General features: G+C 68.6%; 12 protein-coding genes. 9 read left to right on the top strand and 3 right to left on the bottom strand.

The genetic code is table 11. The annotated features are described in order from the left end of the window. Window positions 1-30 precede the first annotated feature (30 nt). Together MOQ72_RS05635 and MOQ72_RS05630 are read right to left on the bottom strand one after the other, a co-directional pair. Complete coding sequence (locus MOQ72_RS05635) at window positions 31-1,230, bottom strand: MFS transporter (RefSeq protein WP_242181000.1); 1,200 nt, start codon at window positions 1,228-1,230, stop codon at window positions 31-33. After that, window positions 1,227-2,063: an IclR family transcriptional regulator gene (locus MOQ72_RS05630; RefSeq protein ID WP_242180999.1), complete on the bottom strand. Its 837-nt coding sequence runs from the start codon at window positions 2,061-2,063 to the stop codon at window positions 1,227-1,229. The genes MOQ72_RS05635 and MOQ72_RS05630 overlap by 4 nt, the downstream gene beginning before the upstream one ends. A gap of 115 nt (window positions 2,064-2,178) precedes the next feature. Here MOQ72_RS05630 and MOQ72_RS05625 point away from each other — a divergent pair, with 115 nt between their 5' ends. The 7 genes from MOQ72_RS05625 to MOQ72_RS05595 all read left to right on the top strand — a co-directional run bounded on the left by MOQ72_RS05625 (window position 2,179) and on the right by MOQ72_RS05595 (window position 10,345). Beyond that, complete coding sequence (locus tag MOQ72_RS05625) at window positions 2,179-3,393, top strand: CaiB/BaiF CoA transferase family protein (RefSeq protein WP_242180998.1); 1,215 nt, start codon at window positions 2,179-2,181, stop codon at window positions 3,391-3,393. A 4-nt stretch (window positions 3,394-3,397) separates the two neighbouring features. Beyond that, on the top strand, window positions 3,398-4,180 hold the full coding sequence (locus tag MOQ72_RS05620) for an enoyl-CoA hydratase-related protein (RefSeq protein WP_242180997.1): 783 nt from the start codon (window positions 3,398-3,400) through the stop codon (window positions 4,178-4,180). Between the two features lie 156 nt (window positions 4,181-4,336). Beyond that, entirely contained in the window at window positions 4,337-5,317 is a 981-nt protein-coding gene (locus MOQ72_RS05615; RefSeq protein WP_242180996.1) for a Bug family tripartite tricarboxylate transporter substrate binding protein, read from the top strand. After that, a complete protein-coding gene (locus tag MOQ72_RS05610; protein ID WP_242180995.1) occupies window positions 5,314-5,787 on the top strand; it encodes a tripartite tricarboxylate transporter TctB family protein in 474 nt (157 codons plus the stop codon). The genes MOQ72_RS05615 and MOQ72_RS05610 overlap by 4 nt, the downstream gene beginning before the upstream one ends. 232 nt (window positions 5,788-6,019) lie before the next feature. Next, a complete protein-coding gene (locus MOQ72_RS05605; RefSeq protein WP_242180994.1) occupies window positions 6,020-7,579 on the top strand; it encodes a tripartite tricarboxylate transporter permease in 1,560 nt (519 codons plus the stop codon). 217 nt (window positions 7,580-7,796) lie between these two features. After that, window positions 7,797-9,422, top strand: a complete 1,626-nt coding sequence (locus tag MOQ72_RS05600) for an alkaline phosphatase D family protein (protein WP_242180993.1) — start codon at window positions 7,797-7,799, stop codon at window positions 9,420-9,422. A 17-nt stretch (window positions 9,423-9,439) separates the two neighbouring features. After that, a complete protein-coding gene (locus MOQ72_RS05595; RefSeq protein ID WP_242180992.1) occupies window positions 9,440-10,345 on the top strand; it encodes a discoidin domain-containing protein in 906 nt (301 codons plus the stop codon). 145 nt (window positions 10,346-10,490) lie between these two features. Here MOQ72_RS05595 and MOQ72_RS05590 read toward each other — a convergent pair whose 3' ends face one another. Then, window positions 10,491-11,408: a LysR family transcriptional regulator gene (locus MOQ72_RS05590; protein WP_242180991.1), complete on the bottom strand. Its 918-nt coding sequence runs from the start codon at window positions 11,406-11,408 to the stop codon at window positions 10,491-10,493. Window positions 11,409-11,479: 71 nt separating this feature from the next. On the opposite strand from MOQ72_RS05590, the gene MOQ72_RS05585 reads away from it, so the two are divergent. Together MOQ72_RS05585 and MOQ72_RS05580 are read left to right on the top strand one after the other, a co-directional pair. Then, window positions 11,480-12,409 (top strand): SDR family NAD(P)-dependent oxidoreductase, encoded by a 930-nt coding sequence (locus MOQ72_RS05585; protein WP_242180990.1) that lies wholly within the window; start codon window positions 11,480-11,482, stop codon window positions 12,407-12,409. A 326-nt stretch (window positions 12,410-12,735) separates the two neighbouring features. Beyond that, complete coding sequence (locus tag MOQ72_RS05580) at window positions 12,736-13,581, top strand: SDR family NAD(P)-dependent oxidoreductase (protein WP_242180989.1); 846 nt, start codon at window positions 12,736-12,738, stop codon at window positions 13,579-13,581. Window positions 13,582-13,764: the final 183 nt, after the last annotated feature.

Genomic DNA, 13,764 nt, shown 5'->3' with positions numbered 1-13,764 from the left:
GCGAAATCGCCCGCAGCTCGTGCCGGAGCGCTAACTTCGGCTCGGTGGTGGGCGTGGGATCCACCGGTTGAGCGCCGCGGCTCCCGCGAACCCGAGAGCACCCATCATCAGGATGGCCGGAGCCAGCCCGCCGAGTGTGGTGACAGCCGCTATCAGGAACGGTCCCGCGCCGTTGCCGAGGTCGGCGCAGAGCCTGAAGGCCCCGAGGAATTGAGCACGTCCGACCGGGGGCGAGGCATCCGCGCCGAGGGTCATGATGATGCCGCTACCGAGCCCGTTGCCGACACCCATCAGCATCGCGACGCCAGCCAACGTGACGATGTCGTGGGTGAGCGGGAGAACGAGGTGTGCGGTCCCCAGGACGAGCATCGACGGGACCGCCACCCATTTCCGGCCGAACCGGTCCATCACGAAGCCAGCGGGGTAGAACAGCAGGGTTTCTACAGCACCCGACAGGCCGAAGACGAGACTCGTCGTCGCCGGGTCGAGCCCCACGTGCTGGGCCCACAGGGGGATGGCCACCTGCCGGGACGCCCGGACCGCGCCGACGAGCAGCGCACCCGTGCCGAGCGTGCGCAGGATCGGCAGGTGGTCGCGGATGACGCCGAGCGTGGTCGGCGGTGCTGATGCGCGGGCGGTGCCGGGACCGGACGGCGGGAGCTGCACCGGGTCGGGCAGCCGGACCAGCACGACGGCGGCGAGCAGCAGCGCGACGAGGTGCACCCAGTAGGCCCCGTTGGTGCCAAGGGCTTTCATCGCCGCGGCGCCCAGGAAGGGCCCGACGAACATGCCGATCCGCAGGCAGCCACCCAGTGTGGACAGCGCTCGCGCTCGCAGTTGCAGCGGTACGAAGTCGCTGAGATAAGCCTGTCGCGCCAGTGCGAAGACAGCCGATGCCAGCCCGGTCGTCGCGATCGCCAGGGCCAGGGCCCACACCGCCGGGGCGGCCAGGCAGGCGACGAGTGCTGCCGAAGCGACTACCGAGGCCAGCAGCATGGCCTTGCGTTCCCCGATTCGCGCGGTGAGCGCACCCGCGGGAATGTCGCCCACCACCAGGCCCAGTCCGGAGGCCGCGACCACCAGGCTCGCCGTTGCCACCGAGGCGCCGAGGTCTCGCGCGGAGAGCGCGACGGCCGGAGCGATCGCGCCCTGCCCGATGCCGAAGAGCAACGTGGGCAGGAAGACCCAGGGGCCGATGGACCACAGGCTCGCCGGTTTCGACGTGGTCACCGCGCTGGCGCCGAAGCCTGCGCCGTGCAGCGATCGCGCTCCTCGGCCGTCGCCCCCAGCAGTTCTGACACCGACCACGCGGCGGCCAGGACGTCCGGGCCGAGCTGCTCCATCCGGTTCAGCGGCATCCGCATCTCCGGGCCCGAGACGCTGAGGCAACCGACGACGCGAGCGCCGAAGTCGAAGATCGGGGCCGCCACCGTCCGGATCCCCGGAGTCCGCTCGGACATCGACGTGGCGAACCCCCGGATCCGCGTCTCGGCTAGCTGCGCGGCCAGCGTCTCGGGATCAGTGATGGTCTGCGGGGTGATTTGCTCGATCGGTTCGGCCAGCACCGCGACCTGCTGGTCCCAGGGCAGGAAGGCCAGCAGCACCTTGCCGGGTGCGCCCTGCGGCAGCGGCACCGGCATGCCGAACTCCGTGTAGGTCCGGCGCAATTCGTGGCGGCTCTCCACCTGCTCGATGACGACCCGTTCCGCGGATGGCAGCAGTTCGTGCACCGCCGCGGTCTCCTCGTGCGCGTCGCGGAGCCTGTGCAGCACCGGCATCGCCGCGCCCCGCAGCGTGTCCGGTATCCCGCCGCTGCGCGCGAGTTGCACGACGAGCGGCCCCAACGCGTACCGCCGTTCGATGGTCTGGCGCACCAGTCCGTTCTCCTGCATCGCGAGCAGCAGGCGGTGCACTGTGCTGGTCGAGAGTCCGGTCCGCCGGGCGAGGTCGCTGATGCCCAGATCGGGTCGGCGCACGTCGAAGCACCGCAGGATCGCCACCGCGCGGTCGATGGACTGGACCGAGCTGCGATCTGGGCGGTGCGACGTCGCGTCAGATGTCATCAAAGACCTCCGTGTTTCCGATCTGTTGCATCGAATCATTGACCATGCGACATCACCCGCCCTACCCTTCCTGCATTGCGGCATATTATCCCACAACGCGGGAAAGCGAGAATCGATGCTCCCTCTGGACGGATTTCGCATCCTCGATCTCACGCGCTTCCTCTCCGGCCCGTACTGCTCGATGGTGCTCGCCGAGCTCGGTGCCGACGTGATCAAGTTCGAGCAGCCGATCACCGGCGACGACTCGCGCCGGATGTCGCCCAAGGTGAACGGGGAGAGCTACCCGTTCGCGATGCCCAACCGCAGCAAGCGGAGCGTCTCCCTGGACCTGAAGACCGACCGGGGCCGGGAGATCTTCGTCGAGCTGGTTCGGGATGCCGATGTGGTGATGGAGAACTTCCGGCCCGGCGTGGCGCAGCGGCTCGGGATCGGCTACGAGGCGTTGCGGGAGGTCAAGCCCGATCTGATCTACTGCTCGATCAGCGGTTTCGGGCAGACCGGCCCCTACAAGACCCGGCCCGGCTTCGACATCATGGCGCAGGGCACCGTCGGCTTCCTGCGCATGACGGGCGCACCGGACGGGCAGCCCGCCAAGGTCGGTATCGCCATCAACGACCTGGCCGCCGGTGCCACCGCGATCTATTCGATCCTCGCCGCGCACCTGCTGCGGCAGCGCTCGGGCGAGGGGCAGTACATCGACATCTCCCTGGTGGACGCCGCGTTGGCCTGGACGGTGTGGGAGTCCGGCGCGTTCTTCGGCGGGGGCGAGGTCCCGCAGCCGACCGGCACCCGGCACCGCCGTTCGACGCCGTACCAGGCATACCGGACCGCCGACGGCTACGTCTCCATCGGCGCGGCGAACGACCGGTTGTGGAAACGGCTCGCCACTGACGTGCTCGACCGCCCGGACTGGCTCGCGGACCCGCGCTTCCTGACCCTGCCCGACCGGATGGCCAACATCGACGAGCTCGAACGCGAGATAGAGGCGATCACCGCCACCCGCACCACCGCCGAGTGGATCGAAGTGCTGGACCAGGCCGGTGTTCCGGGTGGGCAAGTGCTGACCTACGACCAAACGCTCGTCGACCCGCACGTTCGGGCGCGCGACATGATCGTCGAGCTGGAGCACCCGATCATCGGCCCGATGCGCACCATCGGCCCGCCCGTGAAGTTCAGCAACCTCGACTTCGCCGTCCGCGGCCCGGCGCCCTGGCTCGGGCAGCACACCGCCGAGGTGCTCGCGGAGAGCGGGATGAGCCAGGAAACGATCGACGACCTGTTCGCCGAAGGCGTCCTCTTCGACGCCCACCCCGACCTGCCCAGGAGCTGAAGAGATGACCGAGGACATCGTCGTCGAGCGCGATGGCGCCGTCGCCACCATGACCTTGAACCGCCCGAGCAGCCACAACGCCATCAACCTCGGCATGTACGAGGCGATCCCGGACCTGATCGAGACGGTGGCGAAGGACCCCGAGATCAAGGTGCTGGTGCTGCGCGGTGCGGGTGAGAAGTCGTTCGCCTCGGGCGCCGACATCAGCGAGTTCCGCGAGGTCCGCGGCGATGCGCGCAGCGCCCGGTCCTACAACGAGCGGGTCGCCGCCGCGGAGCGCGCCATCGAAGGCTTGGCGAAGCCCACCATCGCGATGATCCACGGCTACTGCATCGGCGGTGGGATGGGCCTCGCGCTCGCCTGCGACCTCAGGTTCGCCGACGACCGGGTGCGGATGGCGATCACCCCGGCGAAGCTCGGCCTGGTCTACAGCCTCGAATCCACCAAGCGCGTCGTGGACCTGGTCGGCCCGTCGAGGGCCAAGTGGATCCTGATGTCCGGTCAGCAGATGCGGGGGCAGCGGGTCCTCGAACTCGGCCTCGTCGATGAGCTGACCACGCCCGCTGAGCTTGACGGGATGACGTACGACTTCGCGCACCTGATCGCCAGCCGCGCCCAGTTCAGCGTGCGGAGCGCGAAGACGATCGTCGGGCGCGTCCTCGCCGGACAGGTGGCCGACGACGAGTTCACCACGCAGCTGCGCAACTCCTCGTTCGACACGGAGGACTACGCCGAAGGGGTCGCGGCGTTCCTCGGCAAGCGCGCACCCGAGTTCACCTGGTCCTGACATGGCTCACCAGGACAGGTTCCGCAACACCGCCTCGCCCACCGGGTCGGGTCAGCACCGCGACCTCCCCGGATAGGACGCAGGCCCGGCCCTTGCACGAGACCGACCGCTCGGATGGACCGATCAGGTCCCCACCCCACGGAGGAAGGGATCGACATGCGTAAGGGAATGGCACTCCTCGCCGCTCTGGCGGTCGCCGCATGGCTGACCGCCTGCGGGGCCGCCGAGAACTCCGGCGAAAGCGCCGCGAACTACCCCTCGGAGGACCTGGACTGGACGATCGCCTTCGGTCCGGGCGGCGGCAACGACATCATGGCCCGCACGATGGTCGACATCATCAACGACAAGGGCCTGTACCCCGGCGGGAAGATCGTGGTGCAGAACCGCGAGGGCGGTAGTGGCGCCACCGGCTGGGGCTACCTGAGCAGGCAGGAAGGCAGCGGCTACGCGATCTCCACCACGTCGGGGTCGTTCATCACCACCCCGCTGCAGGCCAACACCGGCTGGACGCCGAAGGACTTCACCCCGGTCGGCCTGTTCGCCACGGACGACACGTTGTTCGTCGTCCCCGGTACGAGCCCGATCAACTCGTGGCAGCAGTGGGTGGACTTCGCCAAGCAGAAGGGGACTGTCGCGGTCGGCGGTATCGGCACCGTGAACGTGGACTTCATCATCCACGCGATGCTCGCGGACAAGGCCGGGTACCAGATCGACTACGTGCCCTTCAACGAGGAGGGCCAACTGCAGACGGCGCTGCTGTCCGGCGCGCTGGACGGCATGGTCTCGAACCCCGGCTCGATCCTGGGCCAGGTGCAGGCGAACGCCGTCCGCCCGTTGCTGTTCACCGGGAAGCAGCCGCTGCCAGCGCTGCCCGAGGTACCGACCGGCGAATCGCTCGGGTTCGCGGGCCTGCCCTCGATGCCGCGCGGGCTCATCCTCCCGCCCGAGGCGCCGAAGGTCGCGCAGGACTGGTGGATCAACACCATGAAGACGGTGGTCGCGACGCCGGAGTGGCAGGAGTACCTGAAGTCGAACTACCTCACCGAGGACCTGCGCTGGGGCCCCGACTTCGGCGCGTTCCTGAGCGTGACCTCGGACGAGTTCAGACGGATCCTCACCGAGAAGGGCGTGCTGTGACTGGCAAGCCAGCGCTGCGGGCCACGGCGCTGACGGTCTTCCTCGGGGTGCTCCTGGTGGTCATGGCTGGCTACACCCTGATGGCCATGGAGATGCAGTGGCGGACCGCGGCCGGGCGGATCGGACCCGGCTTCTTCCCCCGCATCATCGGGTTCGCCGCGATCGCGCTCTGCGTGATCGCGGCGGTGCAGAGCCTGCGGCCCGGCAAGGAAGACGACGCCACCTCGGCTCGCCATCCCAAGGTGCTGCTGGTGTTCGTCGGCGCGGGAGTCGTCTTCCTCCTCGCGCTGCTCCCGCTGGGTGCGGTCGTGGCCTCGGCGATCTTCCTGCTGGCGACGCTGTCGTTGCTGGATCAGGGCCACCTGATCCGCAACATCGTGATCGCAGTGCTGCTGCCGGTCGGCCTCTACCTGCTGTTCGACGTTGCCCTGAACGCCGGACTACCCAGCGGCGTCCTGCCCGGTTTCTGAGACCCGGTCTTTGATCTTTTTGAAGCGGCGCCAGCCGCTTAGCCCACGTACGCAGCTTGCACCGCCGCGGGTTCTCAGACGTCGTGTCGGGAGGACAGCCTCGACGTGGTGTATCGGACATACATGATGTCGGGGATCCCGGACTGAGACGGCGTCTGAGGTTCCGCCACCCGCACCGCCACGCAAAACGAGTTCGAAGACAGGCTTTAAGACCCGGATCTGGAGGCACGACGTGGATGTCTTCAACGACCTCGGCCAAGGGATCCTAGCGATCCTGTCGATCCAGAACATCCTGCTGCTCGCCGCCGGTGTGCTGATCGGCATGGTCGTCGGCGTGATGCCCGGCTTGGGCCCGTCGGCGGGGTTGGCGATCCTGCTGCCGATCACGTTCGGCCTGGACCCGGTCGGCGGCATCATCATGCTGGCCGCCGTCTACTACGGAGCCATGTACGGCGGCACAATCACCTCGGTGCTGATCAACACGCCAGGCGAGTCGGCTACCGTGGCCAGCACCTTCGACGGCTATCCGCTGGCCAAGCAGGGCCGGGCTGGCGCCGCTCTGGTGATGGCCGCCGTCGCGTCGTTCGTCGCCGGGACCATCGGGGCCGTGCTGATCAGCGTCGCCGCTCCGGTGACCGCGTCGGTCGCGTCGAGCTTCGGTCCGCCCGAGCTCTTCCTGGTCGTGGTCGCGGGCCTGCTCACCCTGATCGTCGTGGTGGGCAGGAACCGGATCCGCGGTGCCATCTCGGCGCTGCTCGGCTTCGGGATCGCCACCGTCGGTGTCGACGTCGGTGGCGGACAGCAGCGGTACACGTTCGGCTCCTCCGACCTGATCAACGGCATCGACTTCATCCCAGTCGCCATCGGGTTGTTCGGCCTCGGGGAAATCTTCTACAGCCTCTACCGCGGCGGACACCTGGAGACACTCGGTTATTTCAACCTCAGCGCCCGCGCCAAGGGGTTCTGGCCCACCAGGTCCGAGGTGCGGGAATCCACGGGGCCGATGCTGCGCGGCTCGGTCCTCGGGTTCTTCGTCGGCACCTCGCCCGGCGCCGGTGCGACCGTCGCGTCGCTGATGTCCTACAGCTTGGAGAAGGCGCTGTCCAAGACGCCGAAGAAGTTCGGCAGGGGTGCGATGGCCGGGCTGGTGGGTCCGGAGGCCGCCAACAACGGGGCCTCGGCCGGGGCGATGGTGCCGCTGCTGACCCTGGGGCTGCCCGGCTCCGCCGCCACCGCCGTGCTGCTGGGCGGTTTCCTGATCTGGGGCCTGCAGCCCGGACCCCTGCTGATGGAGCAGAACCCGGAGTTCGCCTGGGGACTGATCGCCAGCATGTACCTGGGCAACGTGATGCTGTTGCTGATCAACATCTTCTGCATCCCGGCGTTCGCCAGCATCGCCCGGGTCCCCTTCCGGGTGCTCGCGCCGGTGATCGTCGTGCTGTGCGTCCTGGGCACGTTCACCGTCAACGGCAGCATCATCGAGGTCGGCATCATGCTCGCCTGCGGTGTGCTCGGGTTCTTCATGCGTCTGTTCGGCTTCCCGGTCGCTGGACTCGTGATCGCCCTGGTCCTCGGGCCACTGGCGGAGGAGACGCTGCGCCAGACGATGATCATCTCGCACGGCAGCTTCGACATCTTCGTCACCCGTGGTGCGTCGCAGGCGCTGCTCGCCGTGATCGCTCTGCTGCTGCTCATCCCATTGCTGCCAGTGCTCCGCAGAGCCCTGGCACGACGTCGCGCGGAGACGCGGCGCGAGGATTCTGCGGACGACCACGAGCGAAGCCAGGTGTGACTTCGGCCATGGTTTGCGGTGTCCACTGTAGAGAAAGTGATAAGACGCCGATCGGCATTCGCAAGCTTCTCCACAATGGACATATCGGCCGAGAACTGGCACCGTTGCTCGTTGTTAGCGCGGGAGTCCGCTGTCGGTCACCGTCCCGACGTCTGGACGAAATGTCCCGCTGTTCGAATCCTGCTCGCTGTAGCAGGGATCGGCGGGAGGTCGGGCGTTGCGTTCAGGAGATTTCACGGGTGCCGACGACGAAGTGCGGCGGGCCGCGGCGGTTACCCGCCGCCGCTTCGTCACGCTGACCGGCGCCGCGGCGGCGGTGGCGTTCGGCACCAATCTGCCCGTTTCGTCAAGGGCTTTCGCCGACGATGCTGCGCTGCGGTCGGATCCGTTCATGCTCGGAGTAGCGTCCGGTGATCCGCTGCCCGACGCGGTGGTGCTGTGGACCAGGCTCGTGCCCCAGATCTTCGACCCGATGGGCGGTATGCCCGACCGGAACGTCGCGGTGCAGTGGCAGGTCGCACGAGATGAGCGGTTCCAGCAGGTCGTGCGGAACGGAACGGCGACGGCGCGGCCGGAATACCGGCACGCGGTGCACGTCGACGCGCGCGGTTTGCAGCCCGCCAGCGAGTACTTCTACCGGTTCAAGGTGGGCAACTACCTCAGCCCGGTCGGGCGCACCAAGACCGCGCCAGCGGCGGGGTCGCAGCCCTCGCGGATGCGGTTCGCCGTCGCGTCGTGCCAGAACTACCCGGACGGGTTCTACACCGCCTACCGCCACATGGTGAACGACGACCTCGACGCGGTCTTCTTCCTGGGCGACTACATCTACGAGAACGCGGTCAACCAGGTCGGCGGCAACCGGAACGACTCCGCGCTGGCGATTCCGGACATCTTCCAGGTCGCGCCGGACACCCTCGACCTGTACCGGCTGCGGTACTCGCTGTACAAGTCCGACCCGGATCTGCAGGCGGCGCACGCAGCCTTCCCGTGGATCGCCACCTGGGACGACCACGAGGTCGAGGACAACTACGCGGCTGGCGTCTCCCGAGGCAACAAGCCGGTCGAGGACTTCCTGGTGCAGCGCGCCAACGCCTACCGGGCGTACTGGGAGCACATGCCGCTGCGTCCCTTGCAGGAACCGGTGGGACCGGACGCCCAGCTCTACCGGCGGTTCGACTTCGGCGACCTGGTGCGGGTCAGCGTGCTCGACACCCGGCAGTACCGCGACGACCAGTCCTGCGGTGACGGCGTCAAGGCGGGCTGCGCCGAGGCCGACGACCCGGCCCGGACCTTGCTGGGCACCGCCCAGCGGACCTGGCTGGCGGACGGCCTGGCCGGTTCCGGGGCGCGGTGGAACCTGCTGGCCAACCAGGTGATGGTGGCCAAGCAGCGCAACAGCCTCACCGATCCGCCGCTGGTCAACATGGACGCCTGGGACGGCTACACCGCGGAGCGGAAGCTGCTGTTCGACGAGATCGCCCAGCGGGACATCAAGGGCGTTTTCGTCATCACCGGCGACACGCACACCAACTACGCCGCCGATCTCAAACTGGACTTCGACGACCTGAACTCCCAGACGGTCGGTGTCGAACTGGTCGGCACGTCCATCACCAGCGGTGGCGACGGCTACGACAGCAACGACCAGCTCGCCTTGCAGCTCGCGGCGAATCCGCACATCAAGTTCAACAGCTTCCAGCGCGGGTACGTGCGCTGCGAGCTCGACCGCGACCTGATGCGCGCCGACCACCTCGTCATCCCGTACATCTCACGGCCGAACGCGCCGCTGTCCACCCGTGCGTCGTTCGTGTCCGAGCGCGCCAATCCCGGTCTGCAACCGGCATGACTCGACGAGGAACCCGCATGCCCCGAAAAGCACAGAGGTATTCGATGGGTGTTATCGCCAGGATTCGCCGTCACGCCCGACTGTTCGGGCTGATCGCCGTGCTCGCGGTGGTGTCGGTCGCGCAGCCGATCTACGCGCTGGCGCAGGGTGACCGCAACGGCGATGCGACGGTGTCGGTCGCGACCGATCCGGCGCGGCTGGACATCCAAACAGGACAGTGCGACGGCGGCAGCTTCACGGTGAAGCTGACCAACACTTCCCGGGACGCGGTCTACGCCGACGCCACGCTTTCCGCGCCGCCCGAACTCCAGTTGCAGCGCACCACGATCTCGACCTACCTCCCGGCCGGGTACACCCGCGATGTGGTCATCCCGGTGACCTCGCCGCTGGGCACCGCAACGGGCACGTACCCGGTGACCGTCGCCAGTGGACGGTCGACGGCGACGCTGCCGGTGTCCGTGACCGCCAGCAGCCCGGACGCGTCGGGGAATCTCGCGCTGTCCGCGACGAAGGTTTCGGCCTCCTCGACCCACCAGAGCTTCCGGGTCTGCGGCGCGGTGGACGGCGACGCGGACTCGGAGCACTGGTCCACCTCGACGGGCTGGAACGACGGCAACTCCAAGGTGTGGCCGGACTGGTACGAGGTGCGGTGGGACACCCCGCAAACCATCGGGCGGGCCGACCTCTACACGCTGAACTCGACCCGCTATCCGGCGGCCACCAACGGCCTGAAGGACTGGGACGTGCAGGTGCTCTCCGGCACTGAATGGCAGACGGTGGCGTCGGTGCGCGGAAACGCCGAAGGTCTGGTCAGTTCGACGTTCACCCCGGTGCAAACCACCGCGGTACGATTCCTGCTGCTGGCGGGCAACGGCGCGAACGACTATTCGCGCATCGTGGAGCTCGGAGCTTTCGCGGCCTAGCGCGGAAAACCAAGGGGCCGTCGCGGAAACCGCTCATCCGCCTCTCGGCGTTCGTCGCCTGACCTCCTGAAGAGCTGCCCGCAGGTCACCGGCCACTCAGGACAATTTGACGGACCGTCCGAGCTCGCGGGCGCGCAGCATTCGCCTACAGCGGTGTGTCCGCGTCTATGGCGGCGGTGCGGAGCGCGGCGGCCAGGCGGGCGGCGGGTTCTGGCAGCGACAGCGGGAGTCGAGCGAGCAGGATGCGCCGTTGTTCCTGCGGCCCGCCTCGGACCGGCAGGATGCGCACCCCGGAAGGCGCTGCGGGCGCTATCGCGGCGGGCACGGTGGTCACGCCGCAGCCAGCGGCGACGAGGTGCAGCTTGGCCAGCCAGTCGCGGGCGGTGTGGGCGATTTCGGGCCGCTCGTCCAAGCCCGGCCAAACCCCCATCAACCGGTCGGCGCCCGGTCCAGCGATCCAACGCTGGCCGTGCAGGTCGGCGACATCGACGAACTCGCCTCGCGCGAGCGGGTGCGCGGTGGGCAGCGCCACGCGAAGCCCGCGTTCGGTGAGCGTCTGGAGTTGCAGCGCTGGTGTTTCGGTGTCGGGTGGGCGAAACGGCGGCGCCGATGCAAGCAGTGCGAGGTCCAGGGTGCCAGCGCGCAGGGCGCGCACCAGCGCCGGTGTGCTGCCTTCACGGGTGATCACGGTGATGGCCGGGTGCGTGCGGCGCAGCGCGCCCAGTGCGCGGGGCACCAGCGCGGCTCCGGCGCTGGCGAACCAGCCGAGTCGGACCGTGGCGTGCTCATCGGGCAGGCCAGCCAGTTCACGTGCGGTGGCGTCGACCTGGTCGATCGCGATGGCCGCGCGGCGCACCACGATCTGCCCGGCGGGTGTCAGTCGCACGCCGTCGTGGCGGCGCTCCAGCAACGGCGTTCCCGCCGCGCGTTCCAGCGAAGCGATCTGACGGGAGACCGCGGACTGGGTGTAGCCGAGTGCGGCGGCCGCAGCCGTGAGCGTGCCTCGCTCGGCCACCTCGCGGAAGACCCGCAGCGCGGTGAGCGAGGCGTCAGTGAAGGCCATGACATTTACGCATACCACGGTTGAGAGAGTTTCGCTGGTGGCATGCAACGCCGCTGCCTAGCGTGGCTGGCGTGAACCTGATCCAAACCCCCTTCGGCTTTGCCAGCACCGCGGCCGAGGTCGCTGCGGGCATCGACCTGACCGGTCGACGCGCTGTGGTGACCGGCGCCTCCTCCGGCCTCGGCGTGGAGACAGCGCGAGCCTTGGCCGCCACCGGAGCCGAGGTCACCCTGGCCGTGCGCGACACCGCCGCAGGCGAGCGCGCCGCCAAGGACATCACCGCGACCACCGGCGGCACGGCATTGCACGTCGCACCACTGGATCTGACCGATCCGGGTTCGGTCGCGGCCTTCACCGCCTCCTGGGACGGCCCGCTGCACGTCCTGGTCAACAACGCGGGCGTGATGGCCTGCCCCGAGCAGTACAGCCCGCAGGGCTGGGAGTGGCAGTTCGCCACCAACCACCTCGGTCACTTCGCCCTGACCACCGGGCTCCACGCGGCGCTGGCCGCCGACGGAGCAGCCCGGATCGTGGTGGTCAGCTCCACCGGCCACCAAACCTCGCCGGTGGTCTTCGACGACGTGAACTTCGCCTTCCGGCCCTACGACCCGTGGCTGGCCTACGGCCAGTCCAAGACCGCGAACGTGCTGTTCGCGGTCGAAGCGACGCGGCGCTGGGCTGCGGATGGGATCACCGCGAACGCGCTGATGCCCGGCGCGATCTACACCAACCTGCAGCGCCACACCGGTGGTCGCGGCAGCGGCAGGGTCCCGCCCGAGCTGATCAAGACCGCGGAGCAGGGAGCCGCCACCTCGGTCCTGCTCGCCACCTCGCCCCTGCTGGAGGGAATCGGGGGACGCTACTTCGTCGACTGCAACGAGACCGGCATCGTCGACCGTCGCAGCGGCACGTTGCACGGCGTGGCCCGCTACGCCCTCGACCCGGACGGCGCCAAGCGCCTGTGGACCCTCTCCGAAACCCTGCTCGCCGCCGCTTATTAGAGGTGCGCGGGTTGGTTTGCGTGGCGGTGCGGGTGGCGGAACCTCAACAGTGCTACGCGGGGACACCCCGCACCCCGAGCTATCTCGACTCCGGGATCCCCGACTTGTGTATGTCCGATACGCGGCGTCGGGGCTGTCCTCGCGGGGAGAACCCCAGAGGGGTGGGCACCGCGAACCCGCGGCGGTGCAAGTGGCGCGCGTGGGAGGAAGCGGCTGCCGCCGCTTGCCTGACGACCATCCCCGACACACCAATCCGCGCGCCCTCTTATTAGCGGGTGCGGCCGCAAACCACGCGGCGCGCACCACACGTCAAGACAAGGAACACCGTGACCGATACACCGAAAATCGCCCTGGTCACCGGAGCCACCCAGGGGCTGGGCCTGGCCCTGGTCGAAGGACTCGCCCAACGACTGGCTCCGCAGGACACCGTCTACCTCACCGGCCGCAACATCGACCGCGTCACCCAAGCCGTCCAAGCCATGCCCAGTGGTGGAGCCCAGGTACGGGGCGAGATCTTCGACGTCGCCAACTCCGAAGCCGCCGACCGGCTTGCCGCGGAACTGGCGGAACGGCACGGCGGCGTCGACATCGCCTTCAGCAACGCGGTCATGCGAGTGGGCCCCGACGACGATCCGCGCGAGATCGTCGACGAGTTCGCCGAAGTGAACAACTTCGGCACCACTCGGGTACTGCGCGCCTTCGCTCCGTTGCTGCGCGACAACAGCAGGCTGATCGTCGTGGCCAGTTCGATGGGCACGCTGCACCACCTGGCGCCCGTGCTGCACGACCGTTTCGACGGTCTGGCATCGCTGGACGAGGTGGACGAGCAGGTCATTGCCTGGTGCGCTGCCGTCAAGGACGGCAGCGCCCGCGCCGGGGCTTGGCCCGGCTTCGTCAACATCCCGTCCAAGATCGGCCAGGTCGCCGCCGTGCGCGCCCTCGCCGAACAACGACGTGAGCAGGACACCGCGCGCGGCATCCTGCTCGCGGCCGTCTGCCCGGGAATGCTGAACACCCCCACCTCGGGCATGTGGTGGGACGTCAGCAGTGCGCCCAGTCCCGCCCAAGCCTCCGTCGCCCTCCTGGACCTGGCCTTCGACCCCGTCAAGACCGACCACTACGGCCAACTGATCCGAAACGGAGAAGTCCTTCCCTGGGCTCCTCGAAACTAGGGCCGGGCAGCGACGAGAAGATGCGCCAGCGCTGCCACCAAAACTGGGGAACCGCGCGGACGCCCACCACGGTCCCGCTTGGTCGAACCCGAATGCGGCGGCGTTTTGGCCAATGGTCCGGATCGTCCGCTTGAGCCGTTCAGGGCATTTCGCCCGCAACTCATTGATCTTCGCCTTTGGCCC

Source organism: Saccharopolyspora soli, from assembly GCF_022678645.1.
Classification (GTDB): Bacteria; Actinomycetota; Actinomycetes; order Mycobacteriales; family Pseudonocardiaceae; genus Saccharopolyspora; species Saccharopolyspora soli.
Note: the sequence above shows the minus strand (reverse complement) of the source record. Positions and strands in the feature narration are given on the sequence as shown.